The organism is Marinobacter gelidimuriae, assembly GCF_000372805.1.
Taxonomy (GTDB): domain Bacteria; phylum Pseudomonadota; class Gammaproteobacteria; order Pseudomonadales; family Oleiphilaceae; genus Marinobacter; species Marinobacter gelidimuriae.
Genome location: NZ_KB889874.1, coordinates 35269 through 57368 on the forward strand (window position 1 = coordinate 35269; position 22100 = coordinate 57368).

A 22100-nucleotide genomic window follows, 5' to 3' on the forward strand; every position below is an offset into this window, starting at 1 on the left:
CTATTATTCACTTCCAAAGTCCGCAAGGTGTGCTAAATTTGTAGTTCAAGCCGAGGGTCGCATCGCCATACACGCATTTGGGAAATAGTATGCCTACACCCAGAGATATGACATGAGTGTCCAAAAAACACACCGGCCTTGGCTAAATACGGTAATCGCTTCACCCTGCACCAAATATTTTTTCGTTATACTCGCCGTTGTCAGCTTGATCGCAAGCATTGAGATATGGCCCTTATCCGTAAACCATTCTCTTATCGAGCATGGTTTTTATTTTCTGGTGATGGCCACGTTTGCCATTACCTGCCCATTCATTGCTTACTATATCCACGTTACTCATCGTATCCAAAAAGCACTCAAACAGGCTGAATCCGCATCAGAGGCGAGCCTCAAGAACGAGCAGCTCATCAGAACCATCGTTAATAGCACGCCAAATATGATGGGCTATTGGGACCGAGATTTACGCTGCCGCTATGCCAACAATGCCTTCAGTGAATGGTTTGGCATGCCGCCCGAAGACGTTATCGGAATTCGGTTTCAGGACCTGGTCAGCGAGCAACTTTATGCCCTGAATGAGCCCCATATTCGCGCCGTGCTGGCTGGCGAACCGCAACGCTTCGAGCGCACTCTGAACAAAGCTGATGGCAGTGTGGGGCACATCATCGGGAACTATATTCCTGATTTTAAAGCCGACGGTACGGTTCAGGGGTTCTCTATTCAGGCCAGCGAAATAACGGTTCTGAAGGAGGTCGAGGCAAAGCTCAAGCTGGCCGCGTGTGTTTTCGACAATACGCTCGATGGTGTTTTAATTACCGATGTTAACGGTGTAATTTTGTCGGTTAATCCAGGGTTCGTCGAAATTACGGGCTACACCCTTGAGGAATCCGTCGGGCAAACGCCTCATATCCTGCATTCCGATCGGCATGACCAGGCGTTTTATGCGTCCATGTGGGATGAAATAAAGGCCCAGGGGCGCTGGTATGGCGAGATATGGAACCGTCGTAAAGACGGAGAGCTTTACCTGCAACGCATGACCATCAGCATGGTGCGTGATGAGGCCGGCGAACCCATTCACTATGTCTCTGTGTTCAGCGACATTACGGCGCTTTGGCGTAAAGACGAGCACATCCGGCACTTGGCGTTTCACGATGCCTTGACTGACTTGCCCAACAGAACCTTACTGATGGACCGTATTAACCAAAAGGTCCTCCATGCCAATCGCGAAGAGAGCCATTTTGCACTGATGTTTCTTGATCTTGACGGATTTAAGCTCGTAAACGACCAACTTGGTCATAAATTCGGGGACGATCTATTAAAAGATGTGGCGAAACGGCTACTGGCGCTGGTGCGAAGCTCCGATACTATAGCCCGTGTGGGTGGCGATGAGTTTATATTCATCCTTAACAACCCGCGGGGAAGAGACGAAATTACCGAAGTCGCGAACCGTATTGTCACCTCGATTAATCAGCCTATAGAGATTCTTGGTGTAGTGGTCCAGATAGGCGTATCGCTGGGTATTGCCACTTTCCCCGCTGACGGGGACAGCGCCTCGGATTTAATCATAAATGCCGATAGTGCAATGTATGCCGCCAAAAGCCTGGGCAAGAACAATATCCGGTTCTTTTCGGCTGAGCACTAGTTCCTCTCGAAACCCATTTAGCTGAAATAACTCCCCGTACCTTTCAATCTAACCTCGCATACCTTCGCACGCACCAATTGTGAGCATGGGGCTTTCGACTGCGTGTGTTTTGGTGCGTTGCGCTTACAAATTGTTTCAATTTTATTCGTTTTTATTCGTTTTTTTGGTTTTAACGTATTGAAATTATTAATTAATGATCATGATTGGAACGTTCCATGCGAGCTGGTGGGTGTGTTGCTGACGAACAGCGCAATCCATCAAGACGCAAAGGAAGGCGAAGAGTCGTCTGAAAACGTGTTCTATACCGGCGCAGCGCCCAACCAGCAGGCGATACCTGCCGTTAACTATCTGATGAACGACATCGGCGTTGAGCGTTGGGTGTTGGCCGGTACCGATTATGTGTACCCGCGCACCACCAACAAGATTCTGGAAACCTACCTGAAAGCTCAGGGCGTGGCCGCCGAAGACATCATGATTAACTACACGCCTTTCGGCCATTCCAACTGGCAGGCGATTGTGTCGGATATTAAAGCGTTCGGCAGCGCCGGCAAGAAAACCGCGGTTGTTTCCACCATTAACTATGACTTCATCGACGCCTGGGTTGCTTACACTGGCCGTGAAGACGCCGTCACCAACGACCCGATGGAAGCTCATTACATTGGTTTTAACATGTACGTCGAAGCGGTGAAAAAAGCCGGTACCACCGATGTCAACGCAGTGAAAGACGCCATCATCGGCGTAGCCGTGCCCAACCTCACCGGTGGTATCGCCACCATGATGCCCAACCACCACATTACCAAGCCGGTACTGATTGGCGAGATTCAAGACAACGGGCAGTTCTCCGTGGTGTGGCAAACGCCGTCTACCGTTGTGGGCGATGCCTGGTCTGATTTCCTGCCAGGGTCAAAAGACCTGATCAGCGACTGGCGCAAGCCGATGTTTTGCGGAAACTTCAACGTGGTTAGTGGAACCTGTGGCGGTAAAGCGGAAGTGGCTGCCGAGTAAGGTCAAAACGGTCATACCCTTTTGCGGGCGGGGGTGATCCTCGTCCGCTTTTTTACCACAGCACTTTTTGTTGAACTCTCTTTTTTAAATAAAAACAGGACACAACCATGGGCATCACCCGATTGCTCAGTCAGCTTCTGCTTGTTTGTTCTCTATTCTGGCCAGGCTTTGCCCAGGCTCAGGTGGAAGACACCGAAGCGCAACAACTGCTCACGGCACTGGCGGAATCGTCATTTGCAGACAAACAAGCCGTGGTTGATCGCATTGCAGGCAGCGGTGATGAACGCGCCCGGGGCTGGCTGGAATCGTTTGCCAGCAACAAACTGGCCCGCATTGAATCCAGCGGGCAATTCATCATCGTGACGGACAATCGCGGCCGGAACTGGATCGTGCAAAGCGCACTGACCGGCGAAAATCTGGGCGAATTCTCCCGCCGGGACATCGACACCGTTCGCGTTAACAACGCGCTGCGAGGCGAACTGGAAGACATCCTGTCGGTGATTGACCTTAAAAGCCCTGACCAAAGCAGCCGCTTATCCGCCGCCCGCGCCCTGAAAGGCAGCATAGACAGCGCATTGGCCAAACGCGTGCCGGGCCTTATTGAGACCGAACAGAGTGAGCCGGTTCGCGCCGCGCTTACGGAAGCACTGGCCATCTACCGCGTGGCCGAGCAGGGCGATCTGGCTGCGGTTGAAACCTTGTCTGGCAGCCTGAACTCGCAAGCCCGCGCGGCTCTGCAGCAAGCCATGCGCAGTGACGATCCGGCGCTGGTTGCGGCTGCCACCAAAGCTATGGACAGCATCGAACAAAAACTGACCCTGAACCGCGCCGCCGAAACCCTGTATTTCGGCCTGTCATTGGGCTCGGTTCTGGTGTTGGCCGCCATCGGCCTGGCCATTACCTTTGGTGTGATGGGCGTTATCAACATGGCCCACGGCGAGCTGATTATGCTGGGTGCCTATACCACCTGGGGCATGCAGCAACTGCTGCCGGGCCAGCCGGGCCTGGCGCTGATTCTATCCATTCCTGCCGGTTTCCTGGTGGCGGCACTGGCCGGCGTGGTGATTGAACGCACCGTTATCCAGTACCTGAAAGGCCGCCCGCTGGAAACGCTGCTGGCCACTTTTGGCGTAAGCCTGATTCTGCAACAGCTGGTGCGTACGGTGGTTTCCCCGCTGAACCGCACGGTGATTACACCGGAATGGATGAGTGGCTCGGTGATGATCAACGAAGCTCTGTCACTGACTCTCAACCGGCTTTACGTGATTGGTTTTGCGCTGGTGGTGTTTGCCGGGCTGATGCTGATTATGCGTAAAACCCGCCTGGGGCTAGAGGTTCGGGCGGTTACCCAAAACCGGACCATGGCCCGCTCTATGGGCATAAAAGCGACCCGCGTCGACATTCTCACCTTTGCCCTGGGTTCTGGCGTTGCCGGCCTGGCGGGGGTGGCTTTGTCACAGATTACCAACGTCGGCCCCAACCTGGGCCAGAGCTACATCATCGATTCGTTCATGGTGGTGGTGTTCGGCGGCGTAGGCAATCTGTGGGGCACGCTGCTGGCCGGATTAACGCTTGGCACCATCAATCAGCTGCTGGAACCCTGGGTGGGTGCGGTGTTGGCCAAGATTCTGGTGCTGGTGCTGATCATCCTGTTCATTCAAAAACGGCCTCGGGGATTGTTCCCCCAGAAAGGCCGTGCGGCGGATGGGTAAGGTATGTGGCTAACAAGACCTTTAGCTGAACGCTCCACCCGAACATTTCTGGGTGTTCTGTTTGCGGCGCTGACCTTTGCGCTGATGCTGGCGTTCTTCCGCAACGAAATGGGCTTTGGCGGTAACAACGGCCTGACCGATTTCAGAGACATTCTGGGCTTCAATTTGCGCACCGATGCCACTCGCCTGGGGCTATTCCTGGCCACCGGCGTGATGCCAGACGCCTGGCTGTTTGCCTTGGGCGGTTTGTTTGTTCTGGTTACGGTGTTTCTGCCCAAAGGCATTGCCGGGTTGGTGTTCAAGCCTAAAAAGGCCGCTGCTCCCGCCAACAATTCCGACTCGCAGGAGGCCACTGTATGAGCTTTCTTCAGGAACTCGGCAATCGCGACAAGGTGTTTAACTTTCTTGTTCCAGAGGAATCGCCGGTCGACGTTCGCCACGGGCCTATTCTGTATCTGGAAGACGTCAGCGTGAGCTTTGACGGCTTCAAGGCCATCAACAACCTGAGCCTGACCATCGACGACGGCGAGCTGCGCTGCATCATCGGCCCAAATGGCGCCGGTAAAACCACCATGATGGACATCATCACAGGTAAAACCCGCCCCGACACCGGCTCGGTGTGGTTTGGCAGCCGCCACAACCTGCTGACCAAAAGCGAACCTGAAATCGCCTCGCTGGGCATTGGCCGCAAATTCCAGAAGCCCACAGTGTTTGAAGCACTCACGGTGTTTGAAAATCTGGAATTGGCTATGGCGGCGGACAAACGCGTACTGCCTACGTTGACCGCGGTACTGAACGGCGAATGTCGTGACCGCATCAACGAAGTATTGGAACTGATTGGCCTGCGCAACCTGCGCGCTGCCCTGGCTGGCATTCTGTCCCACGGCCAGAAACAATGGCTGGAAATTGGCATGCTGCTGATGCAAAAACCGCGCTTGTTGCTGGTAGACGAACCCGTGGCTGGTATGACCGAACAGGAAATGGAACGCACCGCCGAATTGCTCACCACTCTTGCCGGCAAACAGTCCGTTGTAGTGGTAGAACACGACATGGGCTTTGTGCGCTCCATTGCCCGCAAAGTTACCGTGTTGCACCAGGGCAGCGTGCTGGCGGAAGGCACCATGGACCAGGTGTCCAACCACCCGGACGTTATCAAGGTGTACTTGGGGGAGGAAGCCTGATGCCAGTTGAGAGCCTGATGTCGATTGAGCGCCTGTTGCCAATGAAAAGCCTGATGCTGAAAATCCAGAAAATCGACCAGTATTACGGCGAAAGCCACACCCTTTGGGATCTCGAACTGGACGTGCCCCAGGGTCAGTGCACCTGCGTTATGGGCCGCAACGGCGTGGGTAAAACCACACTGATGAAATGCATCATGGGTGAAGAAACCGTCAAGAGCGGTTCCATCACGTTCGCCCAGGAGGTCGAGCTTACCCAGAAAAAAATTGAAGACCGTTCTCGCCTCGGCATAGGCTACGTGCCTCAGGGCCGGCAGATTTTCCCGCTGCTGACGGTGGAAGAAAACCTGCGTACCGGTTTGGCGGTGCGTAAAGACGGCAGCAAAAAAATCCCCGAGCGCGTGTACGAACTGTTTCCGGTGCTAAAAGAAATGCGCCACCGCCGGGGCGGCGATCTCTCTGGCGGCCAGCAACAGCAACTGGCCATTGGTCGGGCCTTGGTGATTGAACCCCGCCTGCTGATTCTGGACGAGCCGGGGGAGGGCATTCAGCCCAACATCGTTGCTCAGATTGGCGAGGTTATTCGCACGCTGATCAAAGAAGACGGCCTGACGGTGCTGCTGGTGGAGCAAAAACTGCCCTTCGCCCGCAAATACGCCGACCGCTTCGCCATCCTCGACCGCGGCCGTCGCGTAGCCGAAGGCGAAATCGCCGGTCTGACCAACGAACTCATTAAAAAGCACCTGACGGTATGACCGTATTTCAGCGCGTCGCGCCTGTGGGTCAGCGCACAGCGCCCCTGCACTCGCCAGAACAGGATTCCGGCCACCGCTTCGACCCACAAAGGCGTTGGGCTGCGGCTCTGTCTTTGGGTTTTGACCTGCGCAGCGACGGGTCAGGCAACGCCATTACCCGATTAGCGCGGCGCAAACACCACGGCCCGTTAAGAGTGCAGCGGCCGTTTTACCCGGAAGGCCGCAACGGCTGCTGCCATGTGTACCTGCTACACCCGCCGGGTGGGCTGGTAAGCGGCGACGAACTGCGTATTGATGCCACCGTGGAAGAAGGCGCGCACGTGCTGCTAACCACACCCGCCGCCGCCAAACTCTACAAAGCTGACAGCCACGGCGTGGCTTGGGGGCAGCACACCCGCTTGCACGTGGCCAGCAACGCCACACTCGAATACCTGCCGCAGGAAACCCTGGCGTTTGACGGCTCCCGCGGCGAACAAACCACCACCATCGAACTGCAAACCGGCGCCAAATGCCTGGGCTGGGAAATTCTCGCCCTTGGCCGCCCGGCCAGCCAGTTGCCGTTCGCATCCGGCCACCTGGAACAGCGTTTCCAACTGCGGATGGACGGCCAGCCGTTATGGCTGGAACGCCAAATCATGAGCCCGCAACACCGCCGCTTCAAAGGCCCCTGGGGGCAGGGTGGCGCAACCGTCCAGGCCACCTTGTGGGTGGTTGGCCTAGAACACGAAGCCGCCGCGATAGAAGCGCTGCGTGCCGCACTGCCGGCAAACCCGCGGTGGGCTGTTACTCGCCGCCGGGGCGTGGTGCTGTTGCGTTATTTGGGACACGAAAGAAACGAAGCCTGGGCTTTATGCCAGCAAGCCTGGGAGTTATTGCGGCCCTTGCTGACCGGCAAAGCGGCGATAGTGCCGCGGATATGGCTGACCTGAGATCAGAGGAAGAACAAAATGGAACTGACACCAAGAGACAAAGACAAGCTGCTGCTGTTCACCGCCGGCCTGCTGGCCGAACGCCGCAAAGCCAAAGGCCTGAAACTGAACTACCCCGAAGCCATCGCCCTGATCAGCACCGAAATTATGGAAGGCGCGCGGGAAGGCCGAACCGTCGCCGAGTTGATGAGCAGCGGCGCGGAAATTCTGACCCGCGACGACGTGATGGACGGCATCGCCGAGATGATTCCCGAAGTGCAGGTAGAAGCCACCTTCCCGGACGGCACCAAACTGGTGACTGTTCACAACCCCATTGTATGAGGGCCGCGCCATGATCCCCGGAGAGTACCAACTTAAAGACGGCGACATAGAACTTTGCGCCGGCCGCAAACGCATCACCGTCGACGTTGCCAACACCGGCGACCGCCCGATACAGATCGGCTCCCACTATCACTTCGCCGAAGCCAACCCGGCGCTGAAGTTTGACCGTCCCAAAGCAACAGGCTACCGGCTTGATGTCGCCGCGGGCACCGCCATTCGCTTCGAGCCTGGACAGTCACGAAAGGTCACCCTGATCCCGTTTGCCGGCAGCCGAAACATCTACGGTTTCCGCGGCGAAGTGATGGGAAGTCTGGAGGTGAAGACATGAAAATCACAAGACAAGCCTACGCCGACATGTACGGCCCCACCACCGGCGACCGAGTCCGGCTGGGCGACACCGAGCTGTGGATAGAAGTAGAAAGCGACGCCACCCACTACGGCGACGAAGTAAAATTCGGCGGCGGCAAAGTCATCCGTGACGGTATGGGCCAAAGCCAGCGCGCCGACGACACCGTGATGGACACCGTCATCACCAACGCCCTGATTCTGGATTGGTGGGGCATCGTTAAAGCCGACGTTGGCTTACAAAACGGCCGTATCGCCGCCATCGGCAAAGCCGGCAACCCCGACACCCAGCCAGATGTCACCATCGTTATCGGCCCGGGCACCGAAATCATCGCCGGCGAAGGCAAAATTCTCACCGCCGGTGGCATCGACGCCCACATCCACTTCATCTGCCCCCAGCAGATTGAAGAAGCCCTGATGAGCGGCATTACCACCATGCTCGGCGGCGGAACCGGTCCGGCTACCGGCACCAACGCCACCACCTGCACACCCGGTGCCTGGCACATGGGCAAAAGGCTTCAGGCCGTCGACAGCATGCCGATGAACATCGGCTTCCTCGGCAAAGGCAACGCCAGCCTGCCCGAGGCCCTGGAACTGCAAATAAAAGCCGGCGCCATCGGCCTGAAACTGCACGAAGACTGGGGCACCACCCCGGCCAGCATCGACAACTGCCTGACGGTGGCCGACAAATACGACGTGCAGGTGGCCATTCACACCGACACCCTGAACGAATCCGGCTTTGTGGAAGACACCCTGGCCGCGTTCAAAGAACGCTGCATTCACACCTACCACACTGAAGGCGCCGGTGGCGGCCACGCGCCAGACATCATCACCGCCTGTTCTAAACCCTACGTGCTGCCGTCATCCACCAACCCCACGCGGCCTTACACCGTGAACACCATCGACGAACACCTCGACATGCTGATGGTGTGCCACCACCTGGACCCGAACATTCCCGAAGACGTCGCCTTCGCCGATTCACGCATTCGTCGCGAGACCATCGCCGCGGAAGATATCCTTCACGACCTGGGCGTTATCTCGGTGATCGCTTCCGACTCCCAGGCCATGGGCCGGGTGGGCGAAGTGGTGTGCCGCACCTGGCAAACCGCCCACAAAATGAAACAGCAGCGGGGCCTGCTGCCGCAAGATGAAAGCCTGGGTGCTGACAACTTTCGCGCCAAACGCTACATCGCCAAGTACACCATCAACCCCGCCATCACCCACGGCATTAGCCACGAAGTGGGCTCGGTGGAAGTGGGCAAGATGGCAGACCTGGTGTTGTGGAACCCGGCGTTTTTCGGTGTAAAGCCGGCCCTTATTGTGAAAGGCGGGATGATTGCAGCTGCGCCCATGGGTGACCCCAACGCCTCTATCCCCACGCCCCAGCCCGTGCACTACCGCCTGATGTTTGGCGCTTTCGGCAAAGCGGCCAGTGCCACGCGCCTGACGTTCGTCAGCCAGGCTGCGTTAGATGCCGGCGTTGGCAAAGCACTGGGCCTGGACAGCCCGCTGGCGGCCTGTAAGAACGTGCGGCAAGTGCGTAAAGCCGACATGAAACTGAACGACGCCTGCCCGCACATCACCGTAGACCCGCAAACCTACGAAGTGTACGCAGACGGCGAACTGCTTACCTGCGAGCCGGCCAGCGAATTGCCGCTGGCCCAGCGCTACCACTTGTTTTAAGGCGTAACTGTTTTAACGCGCAACCGGAGAATCCTATGCTGGAATTAACAGAACGCATCCACAACATCGACAGCGCAGAAATTCACGACAACCTGACACTGCCTTTTGAGCTGCGTATGCGCGGCCGCCTGCGCGCCACCACCGAAACGAGCCTCGACGTAGGCCTGTTTCTGGACCGTGGCCCGGTATTGCGCGATGGCGACCTGCTGCAAGCCCGAACCGGCGAAGTTATCCGCATTCGCGCCGCCGACGAGCCGGTGGTGACCGCACGCATTGCCGCCGGACTGCCGCTGGCACGCCTGTGCTTCCACCTTGGCAACCGCCACGTGTCACTGGCCATTGGCGAAGACGAGCAGGGCGGTTGGATTCGCTTCCCGCCAGACCACGTACTGGAAGAACTGGCCGTGCACCTGGGTGCCACTCTTATACACCACAACGCCAAATTCGACCCTGAACCGGGTGCTTATTCGCCGGCCGCGCACAGCCATGAGCATTGACAGCCAGCCAAGCATTTCGAGCGACTTGGCACTGCTGGGCCTGATGCAACTGGTCAGCCCCGCGCTGCCCATCGGTGCCTTTGCCTGGTCCCAGGGCCTGGAAAGTGCGTTTGAGCTGGGCTGGGTGAAAACCGAAGCCGACTTACGCGAATGGCTGGAAGGCGTGCTTGAAGATGGTCTGAGCCGCTGCGAGCTGCCCCTGTTGGCGCGGCTGCAAACGGCCTGGGCAACGGAAGATGCAGAGGCCATTGCCCAGTGGAACACCTGGTTACAAGCGATCCGTGAAACCGCCGAATTGAGTGACGAAGACACCCGCCTGGGCGCCGCCCTGGTGACGTTGCTGCGCAGCTTGGGCCTGCTGCCGGGCGCGAACCTGATTCCAAACCAACCGGGTTACATCACCATGTTCGCCTGGGTAGCCCATTACCGACAGGTTCCGCCGCGCCAAACGCTGATTGGCTTCGCCTGGGCCTGGCTGGAAAACCAGCTGTCCGTCGCCTGCAAAGCGCTGCCCCTCGGCCACACAGCCGCCCAGCGCATCACCGAACACATGCGCCCACTGCTGGTGACCGCCGTAGAGGTTGCACTGCAAAGGGAAGACGAAGAACTCGGCCCCATTCTGCCGGGGCTGGCGCTGGGCAGTGCGTTGCACGAAACACAGTATTCGAGACTTTTTAGAAGTTAACTTTTTCAGAAACTGACGTCTTCAGAAACGAATAGCGAACGAGGAAATAACCATGACACATTGCTTGAGAATAGGCGTTGGCGGCCCGGTAGGCTCCGGCAAAACCGCATTGCTACGCCAGCTGTGCAACGCCCTGAAAGACCACTACGACATCGCCGTGGTGACCAACGACATCTACACAAGAGAAGACGCCGACTTCCTGCTGAAGCACGACGCCCTGCCGGCAGACCGCATACTGGGTGTTGAAACCGGCGGCTGCCCCCATACAGCCATCCGCGAAGATGCCTCTATGAACCTGGCGGCCATCGACGACCTGCAAAACCGACACCCGAACCTGGAACTGGTGCTGGTGGAATCCGGCGGCGATAACCTTTCGGCCACCTTCAGCCCCGAATTGTCTGACCTCACCCTGTACGTGATCGACGTATCCGCCGGCGACAAAATCCCCCGCAAAGGCGGCCCCGGCATCACCAAATCCGACCTGTTGATCATCAACAAAATCGACATCGCCGAATACGTGCACGCCTCGCTGGACATCATGGCGCGTGATTCCAAAATGATGCGCGGCGAGCGGCCCTTTGTGTTTGCGAATCTGTACGACGGAGTAGGGCTGGAGACGATTATCAGCTTTATTTTGGAAAGGGGAATGTTGCCGGAGCGCAGGCCGGAAAAGCTGGCTGAGACTGCCTGACCGAATACCTTTGGTTCTTTTGAATTAAAACGGAGACATAGTCATGAAAAACATCAAACAAATGAGTATCAGCGCAATGCTCCTGCTGGCCTCTACGAACGCGCTGGCGCACTCCGGCCACGAAGCCATTGGCGACGTTCTGCATATTGAATACTTGGTTGCAGCAGGAATCGTCAGCGCAATAGCGTTCACGGCCTGGAAGAAAATTAAGCAACGTCGCTGAGAGTTAAGACGACGCCTGTGCAGCCTTTCAACGTCCCCGCAAGAACGGCTAGCGGCAAACGCCAGCCGTTCCCCCGTACCCGTTTTGGAATCGCGCAACTTCCGGATTATTGCAATAACCTGGACGTCGCGCGGTGTCGTGCGCTCACGTATTTTTTGAGCTAAGGTATTTTTTCGATATAGCTTGGCTGAACCTTTGCTCTGCATTAGTGCGTGACAATGAGGAAGTCGCGTTTTGGCGGCGATGAAGCGTTCGGTACAGTTACGGGAAAAGCAAAATAACATGACAATATCAATTATTTGTACCAATAAAGACCCTGAACCCTGGGTAGCCGCCCTAAGGGCCTTAGATCCTACTCTCGACGTTCAAATATGGCCGAACGAAAGCCGAAAAGCGGACGTTGAGTTTGCCTTGTGTTGGAATCATCCTGAAGGCGTTCTACGAGACTACCCAAATCTGCGATGCATTTGCTCTATGGGCGCAGGTATAGATCATTTACTGAATGATGAATTTTTTCCGAAAGATCTACCGGTGATAAGAATCATAGACCCTCTCTTAGCACAGTCTATGTATGAATATCTTCATACAGCCGTTATGTATTACTTTCGGGATTTTGACATATACAAAACTCAGCAACACCAATCGAACTGGAAACAGCAGTCACCCAAAAAAATAGCCCATACGACCATCGGTGTAATGGGGTTAGGTAAGCTTGGAGAATATTCGGCGAGCAAGTTTTCTAAGATTGGATTTAATGTCATCGGTTGGTCGCGCACTCAGAAGACGATTACCGGAGTAAAATCTTATGCAGGTGACAGGCAGCTAGGAGAGTTTCTTTCGCAAGTAAATATATTGATTTGCCTATTGCCCCTGACAAACGAGACACGTGGTATTCTTAACCTTGAAAACTTTAATAAACTGCCTTTTGGGGCTTGCTTGGTCAATGTAGCAAGGGGCGAACACTTGATAGATGAAGATCTGATAACAGCACTAAATGAAGGTCAGCTGAGAGCAGCGTGCCTCGATGTTTTTAGAGAGGAGCCATTACCTCAAATGCATCCATTTTGGCAGAATAAAAAAATACTCCTGACCCCTCACTGCTCAAGCATTACAGACCCTAACTCAGTTGCGCCTCAAATTTTGAAAAACTATCGACTGATGAAAAGTGGTCGGGCCTTAATGAATCAAGTAGACGCTTTTCGAGGTTATTAAACGGTTGGATTTAAGCACACCGGACTCTGTCACATTGAATCTGGAAAAGATGGCTAATTGTTAAAGAACCGAGGACTTAAACGCGGCAATTATGTTGACAGGCTCCGTAACGTAACTGCTCTCATACTTCTCAATTTGGTATGAGTTTAGACAAAATCATCAACTAGCCAATTAGGCTGACAGAGGGGAGGCGCGATTGGCAAGGCAACTACGCGCCCTTTTTAAAGACTAACAAGAAACTATGTGTAAAAATATATTTTTTCGCAATCTAGCAATGAAAGCTTGGATTATATTCGACCAGAGTATAGTCAACCTTTAAGTAAATTAGTTAGGTTCCAGACAAGTAATTTCTTATCAAGGTCAGGTTGTCCTTGTCTACCATAATATGAGGAGAACTGTGAGAGAATATCCTTAATAAACGGAGTTGAAATTGTAGCGATTCTGTTAACGGTAAGGTAGTCTTTAAACGACCAAGTATGTATATTTTGAAGATCGATTAATGAAGGGTAAATGTCACCATATTTTGGAAGAAAAGCGTATTTAGGTCTATTCCCTTTTACGATTTCTTCAACGATCTTTCTAATATGCTTTGATGTATCATCATTAGTGATTATTTTGTTTTCAACAAAGCTGTTTCTGGATACTTCTATTAACGGCGCAAGAATAACACGTTTTGCATTAATTTTTGGATCGCCATTTTCATCTATGTCTCTGACTGCTATGTCGCAGGCCGGAGAAAGTAAGACATATCTAATATTTTCCTTCTCAACAATGTCGCCAGTAGCAATGTATTTTCTTATCGGAGGTTTGATATAAAACTCAGCATCATGATAGAAACTATCTTTTCCATCTGGTTGGTCAAGATATTCTGAAAGATGTGAAACGGTATATCTAAGAAGAGTTCGCTCTGGATCTAGACTACCTGGACTCCAGTTTTCAAAATCGTTCGCCAAATGCCGCCAAAATATACTTCCAAGCCAGTCTTCAATTTGTCCTCTTCCGCCCAATATGCGAGTGATTCCGGTATTAAATGCGTTTTTTAGATAAGTAAAAATTTCTACATTAGTGACGTCTCGATTATAAAATTTCAAGAATCCAGATTCTTTATCTCTAATGTTGTCCGCAAGATTCTGGAGGTTTCCAGATACTACTAATACCGGGAACCGATGGCTTTCAATAATTTTTTCAAGTATTTGGTTTCCTGAAGCCTCATTAGGATCACCACTAGAAAGATTTAAATCTACAATGGCCCCGTCGAAGTTCGAGGAAAGCAAAGCAAGTTTTGCCGCTTCTGCTGATTTTTGGTGTGAAAGTATAATTTCATAATCATTGTTGGATTGATCTCGAGCAGTATCTTGATATGTCTCAAATTGATCGGTGTCATCTTCAACAACTAATATTTCGATCTTTTTTTTCATTTTGATTCTCCATCAAAAGTTAACTCAAAAAAAGCACCATTTTCAGAGTGTTTAGCTTCAATCCGGCCTCCAATTCTGCTCATAGCGTCTCCGGCTAGTGACAGTCCAAGGCCTGTCCCTAATACGCCGTCCGGTTTCATCGAATATCCTGGCTCAAACATCAACTCTAAGTTTCCACCCTGAAATCCAGGCCCCGTATCTTTGTACTCAACAATTATTTTTTGGTCCTCTTTCAGGATATCAACTTCAATGAACTTTTCGCCCTCATTATTTTGGGATAGCCAAAAGATACTATTTTCAATAAGATTTGAAAACACAGTAATGATATCTGTTTCATTGGCAAAAATTTTAAGTTCAGTTTTGATGCTGATTATTTTGAAATTAATTTTTTTTTCACTTATTTCTTCACTAAATATCGTAAATGCACTCTCTATTTCTTTCTCAAGATTAATCTCTTTTTTCGGCGCTCTTCGAGTTCTCGCTAGGGGTTCTATTTTATTGAATAAAAATGTTAAGCCTTTTGCGTGTGAGACAGTTTTAGTTGCTCTTTCATGCATTCGTTCCTCTAATTCACTATTAGGATTTCTGGCCAATTCACTTGCCCATTTTGTTATTCTGGGAACTGTCTCCGATATGTACTTGATGTGTTTTCGTCCTTCATGGAGAAGTACATGAGTAATTTTCCCGAGCGTTGCTTGACCTTGATATATAGCAATCGTTTCTCTTATTTTTCTTGCGTAATCTGATTTTTTCTGTTTTTCTTCTTCAAGAACGCTACCAACTACTTTGTCAATATTCTGTCTTTGTGAGCCGGATACACCTAACTCATTTAAGCCCTGTGATATTCTCCTTTGCGTGCTTTTGAAATCAAATAAGTCGTCAATTTCATTATCTATGTCTCTAACTCTTCCACCTCGAAACGCTTTTTTTCTATAGTTTGCCCGTCGACCTTCTAATTCATTAATTACTTTGGAAGATATAGTAAGTAGTCCGAAATAACACTCATTTTCTACAAGTCCATCGCGTGCGCTTTTCTCCTGAAGCCCCGATTGCTCCTCCGGACGAATATAAACAAATCCTATAACTTGATTGTGCCCTATTTTATAAGATGGGTTTTGCACCCTTTTCTTGTCTAAATCAAGCCAGTCGAATGACTGATCTCCATATGGCCGTATTCTAAACTGCTCGCGATATACTCCTATTCCGTAGTATTCGTCTAATATACTACGCGCTTCCTGTTTTCCTAAATATTCATTTGTATCTGGATCTTTGAGTCCTCGTTGAATTATATTATCAATGCTCTCAGGATCACGATCATAGACCCTTATATCGATGAAAACCTCACCAGGATATTTTTGCCCAAAGTTTTTTTCAATCGGTATTTTTATTTGAAATACTTCTTCATCAAGTCCCGGAATATTTTGGTTGTCAAAAGTTAACTTCGCTTGACCGTCAGGGCTAACGCGGCCGCTAATTTTATAATCATATAAGTCAAGAACCGGGAACGGCTCAACTTCAATAACTCTATCATGATAGTCGTCAACTGGAAAATTTTCGAATTTTAGAATTATCTTGAATTTATCATGATGAATTTTGAAACCTTGATTTTCAGCCGCTTGATATATCTCTTCTGGCGCAATCAAACCCCTTAGCTCCGCAAATAGTTTCCGCAGCTGTCTTTTAGTCCAAGTATTTTTAATATCTTCAGTTGTCTGGTTTTCTTTTTCGATCTCTATACTTGTTCCATTCGGTGCATCTGTCGCTTGTTCATCAATATTTAGTTCAAGTTCATCTAGATAGTCAATATTTTCCAGTTCAGTCATGTCAAGAAGAAGTGATGTGGTAACCCCATTGGCTGAGGTATCCATTAGTATCCGGTCTCCTAAAATTGTCGCTGAAAAACGTCCGATACCTTTACGACCCTGTAACATTCTACCATTTTTACTTATTTTGCGTTTTAGTTTGTCATCTGTTGCTGGTACGAGCCATTTATTCACGACTACATCAGAAGTCATACCATGGCCAGTGTCTTTAACTTTAATTGTAAGTCGCTGCGCATCTTCTTTATAATCGAACTCAACAACGACGCTAGGTGAATCCGCATCATAGGCGTTCTTTACAAGTTCAACGATAGCCGCATATGTGTCCTTTATCAAATCCTGGCCAATTGTTTTTATCAACCTAGCCGCCGGCCGTATTTTATGTGCTGATGTGCTCATAATATATAACTCTTTTTTAGTTTAGCTTGACTAATTTATTCAGTGTCTAAATATTATTTTAATAACTATTTATAAATTATAAATTATAATTTATAAATTTAATTATCGTTTAACCATTCCCAAGACGCTTTCGAAATGTAGAAATTATGTCTCCGTCTGGTATCAAAGTTACGGGATGGCTATCTCCTATTGGCTCTTTATAAGCTTGGATGGTTAGATTCGATGTAGTTTCCGGCGCCCCAAACGGTTGGCGCTTTGGTCTGGATTTTAGCCATGATAATTTCTTTATAAAGACTCCAGATTCTTTCCTAAAAAATCTTTCTTCTAGTGCAAACTTAATATCGATAGAGCTTGTTCCTGAACCTATTATGTATTTACTTTTTGCGTTGTGACTACTATATTTATAGAGTTGATTGATTTGGAAGTGGCCGTCTCTAGATAAAATAATCCGGACTATATTAGTTGTTTTATGTTCGAAATAATATTGAGGTTTTTGATATTTTTTAAGAATTATCTTTAACAGCCTGGAGTTCTCAGGTCTTTCGAGAAGTCTTGGTTCTTTTTTACGTATTTCAATTCTATGCGGCGTATATAAAAGTGTGTATTTTCTGCTAAGAGTCCATTCAAGCCAAGGTCTCGAGAGGTGAGGTGACGATACGGTTTTTCTGTTCCTAATGTCCTTGAGCCAATATATAGAGACTATAGGTACGCCGGGTATCGTGAAGACTAATTCGTAATTTTTATGTCGCTTATTTTTAGGATCATTAGAGCACCAAATAGCAACTAAATGTTCGACCACGCGTAGGTCTTGTGCAACTGGAACGGCTAAGGCTAAGAAGCAGATATCTCTGTTATCGCCGTCCTTGTTAAATAATAGCATTACGGGGAAGTGGTCGAACGGCTGTGATGGATGACGAGCGTTGAAAAGGTTTCGGAGTATTAGGTTTCCTTTCCTAGTGGTATCGTGTATTTCATTTATTGATTTATTATCGTAGTAAGTGAAAATATCATAATAAGTATCAATATGATCGGACCAGTCGGGATCATTGAGGTTGGATTCAAGAACAAGAAGGTTGAGTGTAGAAAAATTTCGGCGATTTTCTAAGCGCCTGAATCCGTATCTGTTATCGACGTCAAGTAGTTTAGGGCGCGGATTGTCAGAAGCATTTCGGTTTTGCGGCTCTCGATAGATGCGATCGACAATTAAGTCCGTATCCTCAAGTTTCATATCAGGACGTTAATTCCTTTTTATCGCTGTGAACTTTGGCGAGTTTCTTAAATATAGCTTCCATCACCGGCGAGCATACGCCGTTTCCGCAGAGCTTAACTCTTTCCCGCCGGTTACCGTGAGGAAGCTTGTGTTTAGCGCCAGCTCCCATTGCCTTGAGAAGTTCTGGTGGTTGAAGCATACGCAGATAAGGTGTGTCGTTCTGCCAAGTCACCAGCCCGAAACGGTCAAGTGTTGTTACGGTACGAAGAGGTACATCGAGGGATTGCCAACCTCCCGCGTAATCTGATCCGTAATAGACAATAATAAAATCTTGTCCTCGGCCAAGTTCCGCTATTGCCCTGTCCGCCCGCGCTAAGGTTGCTTTGGCTCGTTTCGGATCGTATAGCGGGCGGCTGTTGTACTGGCCTGACCAGTCGATAATGGTGCGAGCCGATCGCTTGCGCCTTCGATGGAGATTAATCAGGTCATCCTTATTGAAGGTAGTGCCCTTTCGGTCACATACCAAAAACATGCGCTTTCGTGCCTGTGGTGCCCCGAAATCCGCTGAATTCAGGTAAAGGTCGCTGACCTCATAGCCGTGGCCTTTGATTGTCTGGATAAGCTCTTTGTGCCTTCCCCATTTTTTCATGCGATTGACATTTTCGACGATCAGCCAACGTGGTTCCATTGCTTCAATCCAGGGAACAATGCTGATTGCAGTTTCTTTGCTTTTCTCGTTTCCAGGCCTCGCTCCTCGCGCTATAGAGTGTGACGTACATTCGGGCGAGGTGAGGAGCACATCAGGGGCATGTTTTTTGGCGAGTTCGGCCGGGATCAGACTTTCAATTGGGGAGCAAATCACCTCTGCCGTTGGGAAGTTGCTCTTATAGGTTTGGGTTGCCATGCTCCATGAATCGACTGCGAGTATTGGCTTCGCACCTGCAGAGACAGCTCCACGGGCTCCGAGTCCCGCGCCACAGAATAAGTCCGCAAAAGTGAGCATATAAAGATAAGGGCCTTGTTTGCAGGAGTTTGGGGAATTGTACCAGGCTTTAGCTAAGAATGAATGTACGGTTTCAACCGGCATCGAGGTCAGATACCGTCTTTGAAAGATGGTTAATAAGGACAGACACTTCTATGTACCTAATTTAAAAATATTTTTTGATTTTCGGTGTGTAAAATAGCCTAATAGGCGGGCACAAAACAACCTGTAAAACAGCCTGACGTGATCTAAAAAGCCCGGAGGTTCAGCCCTTAGAGCTTTACTATTTCAAAGTGCCGGGGTCAGGTCTTGCGTTTTGCCTCTGCTTTTACATTTTGTTGTAATCGTCTTAGTCTGTCCCGCCGTAATTGGCGTGAGATGATTGTTGTATCTGACGATAACCGCCGCGCCTTGTGGCAGTTTTCGACGACGTGTGTGAGACCTCTAGCTGGGAATGCCACGCCTAAGGTCTGATGGGCAATCACCACCATCTTTTGATTGAAACTACTTCTTTGGACTTCATTATCCTCGCGTAAGCCGGATTATTCGAGATGCAAAACGCAAGACCCGACCCCGAGGAACTTTGGGTACCGAAGGAATTCAGTGCCACAGACGCAGGGGGCATTTCACAGCGAAAAATCGAGGCAGACTTATTTTACGAACTTTCCGCTGACTGATCCGCTGAATCCGATTGTTCAGTTTCTGCAACATCCGACTCTTGAGAGATTTTCGGAGGTGCCGGACTCCAGGCCTTCAACCATTGACCAGCCTCATGATAGAAATGAGGCACAGCTTTTTCTAGCTCTTCAATGAATATCTTTCGACCGCTGAACTTACCTGCGAGATCTACCTCGTATACCACCTCCAGGTTGGTGGCGGTGGTATTGGAAGTTTCGGACTCCAGCAATTCAGGCGATTCCCGCAGGGCACTCAACGGCTGGTATGTTGTCTCGGCTTTCCCAGGTCTGGTTGCCCGAACAAAGAAATTAGCCGGGCTAGTGCGTTTCAGTTGCCGGAGCAGCCAATTGACTCTGGCCTTTGTGCTTTTTTTATATTTCGGCGCTGTGAGTTTCATCGAGCAATAAATCATTCGTCGCTGCAGGTCTGCGTGTATCTCCAGATCAGCAGCGGCGTTGATGATGCTTAACGCACATTTGAGCACGGGCTCCTTGCAGAAATCCGTCGCGTCATCTTTGACACGCTCCGCTGCGTCTGTCCGATGGCTGTTTTTGAGCTTTAGAGAAACGTTGCTGCCGGTCAGCCTGGACATAATAAGGCAAAGGTCACGCTGTTCTTGATGCCAGGCTGCAATGGTGTTTTGTACCTCGTCGCTGGATTTTGCAAGTGAGGCATGGCTTTTCACTTTGTTGACGACATCTTTCCACTCGCTATTCATTTGGTCAAAGTTACTGATGCCAGACCGGTCACTTTCAAAATACCGGAGAATTTCACCGAGGATGAAGACTTGGTCTACGTCTTCAACACCATTATTCTTGAGCAAGAGTTGGCACTGGGTGCGGATAAATGCCCAGGACCAGTGATAAAGCGAGACTGAGCGAGTAGCGATTTTTGGAAGCTTTACCGGGTGATGAGTTGGGAGTGCTGCGAACTGATTGGTGATGGTAATGACTGCGTCCAGCTTGTGGTTCTTCGCTTGTTGTAGATAGCGTGATACCTGTTCTTCGCCGATTGTTTCGTTCCCTACTTTCGCCTCAATCAACGCTCGCCATTCACGCTTCCCGGTACGAAGAATCAGAATTCCGTCTGGTCGGTCCTTTTGTTGCGCGGTCTTCTTATCTTCATTCGCAAAAACCACTTCAGTCCAAGTCTCTAATGTGGCGCTGCTTCCGACACGGGTGCCAATGGATTTTAGCAGTGCTTGGCGAAGTTCAAGCACGGAGCGCATACCTGCGAGTAATACGGATATAGACTTTTGTTCACGGGCACTGTCTGCAGTTATTGGGATAAGACGGGCAGGTTCACCACCAGACAAGAATTCAGGACGAGTCGTCACAGCGCTAGCTCCATGCTTCGATTTATTTCAATTCGCTAAGGAAGACTAGCAGTGATGATGGGGTGTGTCTGTTTATCGGTTAAGGAATTATTAAAAGTAGAAGCCGGGATAGATTCATTTTTTGATTAGCGTTGAAACTTGGTTTGATTGATATGAGGCGCTGGGGCCAGGTCTTGCGTTTTGCCCCTGCCTTTCTATTTTGTTGTAATCGTCTCAGTCTGCCCGGCGGTTCTGCCAGTAATCCTGATTGGTATCCTCAAACCTCGTTGAGGGCTTAACCGTTGCACTATTGTTGCGTGATGCGCAACATGCTAGAATTCCATCATGATTAAATCATTTCGTCACAAAGGACTGAAACGGTTCTACTCAACTGGCAGCACGGCAGGGATACAAGCCGATCATGCCAAGAAGCTGCGCATGCAACTTGCCGCCCTTGATACCGCCACGTCGGTTGATGATATGGACATTCCAGGCTTTCGGCTTCATCCATTAAAGGGTAAGGATAAGGGTCGGTGTTCTATTTGGGTTAACGGCAATTGGCGGGTGACGTTCGAATTTCGGGACGGTAACGCCTACGTACTTGATTATGAGGATTATCACTAATGACTATGCATAATCCGCCGCATCCCGGTGACTTTATCCGGGAGGTATATTTGGAGCCTTTCGGCATAAGTTCTCGCCAGCTAGCTTTAAGCTTGAGGGTTTCGCCTTCAACCCTGTCTCGGTTGTTAAAAGGCGATAGTGGCATTAGTCCGGAGATGGCATTGCGGCTATCGAAGGTTCTTGGTCGCACACCGGAAAGTTGGTTGGCGATGCAGGATATCTATGATCTCTCGGTGGCGCGGAATACGCTTAACCTGGATGACATTCATCCCTTGGACTTCGAGGCGGCTTAACCAGGCGGTCAACTGGAAACCAAAAGCGTACCGCTTTTGGTTTCCAGATTTAAAGACCGGAGGTGCTGAGGTCAGGTCTTGCGTTTTGCCCCCTGTCTTTCCATTTCGTTGTAATCGTCTCAGTCTGCATTATTCTCGCGTAAGCTAGGTTGTTCGAGAGGTAAAACGCAAGACCTGACCCCGAGGAACTTGTTTCTAGGCCTACCTTTGACCCTTTTTTTAAGGCTATGTCTAAGTTAGCTGTTGCACGGACCTGTAGCCCAGTGACTCACCCAGACAAATCAATGGATTGAGCTGCGTTTTGTAGCGTTCAAGCAGGCGGCGCCAGCCCAGATAGTTCGCCAGGTATTTCGTGGCCACACCNTGAAAAGGAATCATCCAGCTCTTCAGCCGGCTGTCGTAGGCATTCACGTTCTGGATGTGGAAAGCACCATCAACCCGGCGCTTTTGACTCGGGTTAATCGGTCGATGCGTAATGCCTTCCTTCTT

General features: G+C 50.6%; 21 protein-coding genes and 2 pseudogenes. 17 read left to right on the forward strand and 6 right to left on the reverse strand.

Features of this window, described 5'->3' with window-relative positions:
• Positions 1-205: 205 nt before the first annotated feature.
• From A3OI_RS0106120 to A3OI_RS0106190, 15 genes and pseudogenes are all read left to right on the forward strand, one after another.
• Positions 206-1636, forward strand: a complete 1431-nt coding sequence (locus tag A3OI_RS0106120) for a sensor domain-containing diguanylate cyclase (RefSeq protein ID WP_228702910.1) — start codon at positions 206-208, stop codon at positions 1634-1636.
• A 222-nt stretch (positions 1637-1858) separates the two neighbouring features.
• A complete protein-coding gene (locus A3OI_RS19500; RefSeq protein WP_267283285.1) occupies positions 1859-2641 on the forward strand; it encodes a transporter substrate-binding protein in 783 nt (260 codons plus the stop codon).
• A 107-nt stretch (positions 2642-2748) separates the two neighbouring features.
• Positions 2749-4353 carry an urea ABC transporter permease subunit UrtB gene (urtB, locus tag A3OI_RS0106130; protein WP_018403426.1) on the forward strand — a complete coding sequence of 535 codons (1605 nt, stop codon included), beginning with the start codon at positions 2749-2751 and terminating at the stop codon, positions 4351-4353.
• 63 nt (positions 4354-4416) lie between these two features.
• Positions 4417-4713, forward strand: a pseudogene (locus A3OI_RS0106135) (urea ABC transporter permease subunit UrtC); the annotation flags it as partial.
• Complete coding sequence (urtD, locus tag A3OI_RS0106140; protein ID WP_018403428.1) at positions 4710-5534, forward strand: urea ABC transporter ATP-binding protein UrtD; 825 nt, start codon at positions 4710-4712, stop codon at positions 5532-5534. The pseudogene A3OI_RS0106135 and the gene urtD, both read left to right, overlap by 4 nt.
• Before the next feature lie 53 nt (positions 5535-5587).
• Entirely contained in the window at positions 5588-6286 is a 699-nt protein-coding gene (gene urtE, locus A3OI_RS0106145; protein WP_026224030.1) for an urea ABC transporter ATP-binding subunit UrtE, read from the forward strand.
• A complete protein-coding gene (locus A3OI_RS0106150; protein ID WP_018403430.1) occupies positions 6283-7215 on the forward strand; it encodes an urease accessory protein UreD in 933 nt (310 codons plus the stop codon). The genes urtE and A3OI_RS0106150 overlap by 4 nt, the downstream gene beginning before the upstream one ends.
• Positions 7216-7233: 18 nt before the next feature.
• Positions 7234-7536 carry an urease subunit gamma gene (ureA, locus tag A3OI_RS0106155; protein ID WP_007352270.1) on the forward strand — a complete coding sequence of 101 codons (303 nt, stop codon included), beginning with the start codon at positions 7234-7236 and terminating at the stop codon, positions 7534-7536.
• 10 nt (positions 7537-7546) lie between these two features.
• Positions 7547-7864, forward strand: a complete 318-nt coding sequence (locus tag A3OI_RS0106160) for an urease subunit beta (protein WP_026224031.1) — start codon at positions 7547-7549, stop codon at positions 7862-7864.
• Positions 7861-9564: an urease subunit alpha gene (ureC, locus tag A3OI_RS0106165; RefSeq protein ID WP_018403432.1), complete on the forward strand. Its 1704-nt coding sequence runs from the start codon at positions 7861-7863 to the stop codon at positions 9562-9564. The genes A3OI_RS0106160 and ureC overlap by 4 nt, the downstream gene beginning before the upstream one ends.
• A 35-nt stretch (positions 9565-9599) precedes the next feature.
• Complete coding sequence (gene ureE, locus A3OI_RS0106170; protein ID WP_018403433.1) at positions 9600-10061, forward strand: urease accessory protein UreE; 462 nt, start codon at positions 9600-9602, stop codon at positions 10059-10061.
• A complete protein-coding gene (locus A3OI_RS0106175) occupies positions 10051-10746 on the forward strand; it encodes an urease accessory protein UreF (RefSeq protein WP_018403434.1) in 696 nt (231 codons plus the stop codon). Before ureE ends, A3OI_RS0106175 begins: the two co-directional genes overlap by 11 nt.
• 52 nt (positions 10747-10798) lie before the next feature.
• Entirely contained in the window at positions 10799-11437 is a 639-nt protein-coding gene (gene ureG, locus A3OI_RS0106180) for an urease accessory protein UreG (protein ID WP_018403435.1), read from the forward strand.
• 43 nt (positions 11438-11480) lie between these two features.
• Entirely contained in the window at positions 11481-11660 is a 180-nt protein-coding gene (locus tag A3OI_RS0106185; RefSeq protein ID WP_018403436.1) for a DUF6732 family protein, read from the forward strand.
• Between the two features lie 243 nt (positions 11661-11903).
• Entirely contained in the window at positions 11904-12872 is a 969-nt protein-coding gene (locus tag A3OI_RS0106190) for a 2-hydroxyacid dehydrogenase (RefSeq protein WP_228702911.1), read from the forward strand.
• 308 nt (positions 12873-13180) lie between these two features.
• Here the strand turns inward: A3OI_RS0106190 and A3OI_RS0106195 are convergent, their stop codons facing one another.
• The 5 genes from A3OI_RS0106195 to A3OI_RS0106215 all read right to left on the reverse strand — a co-directional run bounded on the left by A3OI_RS0106195 (position 13181) and on the right by A3OI_RS0106215 (position 20715).
• Positions 13181-14290 carry a response regulator gene (locus A3OI_RS0106195; RefSeq protein WP_018403438.1) on the reverse strand — a complete coding sequence of 370 codons (1110 nt, stop codon included), beginning with the start codon at positions 14288-14290 and terminating at the stop codon, positions 13181-13183.
• Complete coding sequence (locus A3OI_RS0106200) at positions 14287-16509, reverse strand: sensor histidine kinase (protein WP_018403439.1); 2223 nt, start codon at positions 16507-16509, stop codon at positions 14287-14289. The genes A3OI_RS0106195 and A3OI_RS0106200 overlap by 4 nt, the downstream gene beginning before the upstream one ends.
• A gap of 109 nt (positions 16510-16618) precedes the next feature.
• Positions 16619-17737 (reverse strand): hypothetical protein, encoded by a 1119-nt coding sequence (locus A3OI_RS0106205; RefSeq protein WP_018403440.1) that lies wholly within the window; start codon positions 17735-17737, stop codon positions 16619-16621.
• Position 17738: 1 nt separating this feature from the next.
• Positions 17739-18722 carry a DNA cytosine methyltransferase gene (locus A3OI_RS0106210; protein ID WP_018403441.1) on the reverse strand — a complete coding sequence of 328 codons (984 nt, stop codon included), beginning with the start codon at positions 18720-18722 and terminating at the stop codon, positions 17739-17741.
• A gap of 634 nt (positions 18723-19356) precedes the next feature.
• A complete protein-coding gene (locus A3OI_RS0106215; protein WP_026224033.1) occupies positions 19357-20715 on the reverse strand; it encodes a hypothetical protein in 1359 nt (452 codons plus the stop codon).
• Between the two features lie 324 nt (positions 20716-21039).
• On the opposite strand from A3OI_RS0106215, the gene A3OI_RS0106220 reads away from it, so the two are divergent.
• Positions 21040-21318: a type II toxin-antitoxin system RelE/ParE family toxin gene (locus A3OI_RS0106220; RefSeq protein ID WP_018403443.1), complete on the forward strand. Its 279-nt coding sequence runs from the start codon at positions 21040-21042 to the stop codon at positions 21316-21318.
• Positions 21318-21611, forward strand: a complete 294-nt coding sequence (locus A3OI_RS0106225; protein ID WP_018403444.1) for a HigA family addiction module antitoxin — start codon at positions 21318-21320, stop codon at positions 21609-21611. Before A3OI_RS0106220 ends, A3OI_RS0106225 begins: the two co-directional genes overlap by 1 nt.
• Before the next feature lie 231 nt (positions 21612-21842).
• Here the strand turns inward: A3OI_RS0106225 and A3OI_RS0106230 are convergent.
• Positions 21843-22100, reverse strand: a pseudogene (locus A3OI_RS0106230) (IS1595 family transposase); the annotation flags it as partial.

Excerpts from the sequence above, each read along its gene's own strand:
- A3OI_RS0106150 (WP_018403430.1), top strand. The coding sequence starts at position 6,283 with ATGACCGTATTTCAGCGCGTCGCGCCTGTGGGTCAGCGCACAGCGCCC.
- A3OI_RS0106190 (WP_228702911.1), top strand. The coding sequence starts at position 11,904 with ATGAAGCGTTCGGTACAGTTACGGGAAAAGCAAAATAACATGACAATA.
- A3OI_RS0106225 (WP_018403444.1), top strand. The coding sequence starts at position 21,318 with ATGACTATGCATAATCCGCCGCATCCCGGTGACTTTATCCGGGAGGTA.
- urtB (WP_018403426.1), top strand. The coding sequence starts at position 2,749 with ATGGGCATCACCCGATTGCTCAGTCAGCTTCTGCTTGTTTGTTCTCTA.
- A3OI_RS0106205 (WP_018403440.1), bottom strand. The coding sequence starts at position 17,737 with ATGAAACTTGAGGATACGGACTTAATTGTCGATCGCATCTATCGAGAG.
- A3OI_RS0106160 (WP_026224031.1), top strand. The coding sequence starts at position 7,547 with ATGATCCCCGGAGAGTACCAACTTAAAGACGGCGACATAGAACTTTGC.
- A3OI_RS0106175 (WP_018403434.1), top strand. The coding sequence starts at position 10,051 with ATGAGCATTGACAGCCAGCCAAGCATTTCGAGCGACTTGGCACTGCTG.
- A3OI_RS0106185 (WP_018403436.1), top strand. The coding sequence starts at position 11,481 with ATGAAAAACATCAAACAAATGAGTATCAGCGCAATGCTCCTGCTGGCC.
- ureG (WP_018403435.1), top strand. The coding sequence starts at position 10,799 with ATGACACATTGCTTGAGAATAGGCGTTGGCGGCCCGGTAGGCTCCGGC.
- A3OI_RS0106195 (WP_018403438.1), bottom strand. The coding sequence starts at position 14,290 with ATGAAAAAAAAGATCGAAATATTAGTTGTTGAAGATGACACCGATCAA.
- A3OI_RS0106210 (WP_018403441.1), bottom strand. The coding sequence starts at position 18,722 with ATGCTCACTTTTGCGGACTTATTCTGTGGCGCGGGACTCGGAGCCCGT.
- ureC (WP_018403432.1), top strand. The coding sequence starts at position 7,861 with ATGAAAATCACAAGACAAGCCTACGCCGACATGTACGGCCCCACCACC.
- urtE (WP_026224030.1), top strand. The coding sequence starts at position 5,588 with ATGCTGAAAATCCAGAAAATCGACCAGTATTACGGCGAAAGCCACACC.
- ureA (WP_007352270.1), top strand. The coding sequence starts at position 7,234 with ATGGAACTGACACCAAGAGACAAAGACAAGCTGCTGCTGTTCACCGCC.
- ureE (WP_018403433.1), top strand. The coding sequence starts at position 9,600 with ATGCTGGAATTAACAGAACGCATCCACAACATCGACAGCGCAGAAATT.
- A3OI_RS0106200 (WP_018403439.1), bottom strand. The coding sequence starts at position 16,509 with ATGAGCACATCAGCACATAAAATACGGCCGGCGGCTAGGTTGATAAAA.
- A3OI_RS0106220 (WP_018403443.1), top strand. The coding sequence starts at position 21,040 with ATGATTAAATCATTTCGTCACAAAGGACTGAAACGGTTCTACTCAACT.
- urtD (WP_018403428.1), top strand. The coding sequence starts at position 4,710 with ATGAGCTTTCTTCAGGAACTCGGCAATCGCGACAAGGTGTTTAACTTT.